This window comes from Paenibacillus sp. 01T422 (assembly GCF_056398785.1).
On sequence record NZ_JBFTQB010001116.1, the window covers coordinates 1 to 1,773 of the forward strand.

Annotated in this window: 4 protein-coding genes; 1 reads left to right on the forward strand and 3 read right to left on the reverse strand. The window is 39.5% G+C overall.

The genetic code is table 11. The annotated features are described in order from the left end of the window. The coding region (locus tag AC1DUA_RS36220) for a hypothetical protein (RefSeq protein ID WP_477504334.1) at positions 1–183 on the reverse strand (183 nt) is incomplete at its 3' end. Positions 184–294: 111 nt separating this feature from the next. Here AC1DUA_RS36220 and AC1DUA_RS36225 point away from each other — a divergent pair. Beyond that, the gene (locus AC1DUA_RS36225; RefSeq protein WP_477504335.1) at positions 295–516 is read left to right on the forward strand and encodes a helix-turn-helix domain-containing protein; all 222 of its coding nucleotides are present in this window, start codon (positions 295–297) and stop codon (positions 514–516) included. Between the two features lie 61 nt (positions 517–577). Here AC1DUA_RS36225 and AC1DUA_RS36230 read toward each other — a convergent pair whose 3' ends face one another. Both AC1DUA_RS36230 and AC1DUA_RS36235 read right to left on the reverse strand, forming a co-directional pair. Next, positions 578–1,558, reverse strand: a complete 981-nt coding sequence (locus AC1DUA_RS36230; RefSeq protein ID WP_477504336.1) for a restriction endonuclease — start codon at positions 1,556–1,558, stop codon at positions 578–580. 18 nt (positions 1,559–1,576) lie between these two features. After that, a partial coding sequence (locus AC1DUA_RS36235; RefSeq protein WP_477504337.1) for a hypothetical protein occupies positions 1,577–1,773 on the reverse strand: 197 nt, incomplete at its 5' end.

The following is a 1,773-nucleotide window of genomic DNA, read 5'->3' on the forward strand; positions in this document are numbered from 1 at the left end:
ATCCTGCCCGATGGTATGTACCGCGCTAACAATGTCCTCTGCTGTGAGGATGTGTATAGAATCGGCTTTTTGGGAGATATACTCTAGTATGATGTCGATGAACTCTTTGCAGAGGCTGATTCTTTGGGTAAGGACGGTTTCCTCTTGTAATGCTTGTTCGTATTTGTTTTGGATTTGTTGCATGGCCTCCACCTCCATCATTACGTATATGCGTACCAGTTATAAAAATATTATATGGTACGTTATTGCGTATAGTCAACAACTAAACATGATGACTCGAAGGGTGATCTAACCATGGCAAAAAAGGTAATCGTTAAAATATCTGAACTTACTAAAAAACACAAAATTTCCTTGCGTGAATTGTCAAGGCTTTCAGATGTCCGACATGCCGCCCTAAGTGAGTTAGCGAATGGAAAACGGGAGAATATTAACTTCAGTCATATCGTGAGGATCGCTGAGGCTCTAGAGCTTCAAGATATTCGGGAGATTATTGATATGATCGAGGTTGATGAATAATTAAATTAAGTGAAAGAAAAATCAAAAAACCCTAGAAGCGTTGAGCTCCTAGGGTTAAAATTTATACTGATTTCGTATTTCTGCATTTTGGAAATGTAGAACAACCAAAAAACTGCTTACCCTCTCTGCCTTTTCTCATAACCATAGGGGCACCACAAGAGCAAATTGTTTCTTTCGAAGAAGAAACCTCTGCTTGAGATCTTTGTATTTCAGCTTGTGCGGTTGGTTTTACGGGTTGTGCTTTCAGCTTCTTATTGCTTGGCTGCCATTTACCCCATGCTTTTAGTTTCTGTTCTACCAATGCTCCATGCCAATAATCAACTTTGAATTGTTCTGCCTCTTTCTTAGCTGGATCCGTTAGATCTGATGTAGTGATTAGCAAGGAAAGGATGCAATCATGATTCCGCTTAGCCCCAACTAACTCACGGACAATCTGTACACCTACATTGTTATGGTCAGCATAGCATTTTGCTTGCACAGCTGTTTTCTCTCCACGTTGGTCAATGATAACTAGATCCACTCCACCATCTTTACCTCCCACACCTACTTCATGAACTTTGTAGCCTTGATCACGAAAGTATAGCGCAAGTAATCTTTCGAACTCTGCACCAGATAAGCGATCAAATGAACTATGCAAGATTTCATCATCTGATCTATTTTGTGTCATCCGTGGTCGTTGTGTATTACTGGAGCTACTATAATTTTTTACTGACTTCCTTTCTTTGCTCTTCTTCTTTTTAGGTATCAAAACTACACTTATACTAATTAAGACAATCAGACCTATAAACCCCATGATAACGCTGGCTACAGTCCAGCTTTTCGTCATATTTTGTATTTCAGCGTAGTTGTCTGTACATTTAATCAAAATAAAAACAGCGCCTATAAACCAAATCATAGAGGCAAGTTTTTGTGGTATCCATTTTGCAAGAATTCGATAATAAATAATAACTCCTATTAATGAAAACAATGCAATGCTTGCAGCGATAAATACCAATGGATAAAGTAAAGCTTGATTCATCAGTTGTCCTAGTTCACTATTCATACGTATAGATTCCTTCCTCTACTCCAATTCAATCCCCAAAACATGACTACCCAAATCCAAATGCTCCCTATCCAGCGTAACCTTCACCTTCCCCGCACGCCGCTTCTCTCTCCACTCGCTCAACTCTTCTTCCGTTTCCAAACGCAGTTCCGAAACCTCATTCGCTCGACTAAGCATATAATCCGTTGAATACAAAATCCGATAAATCCCATGCC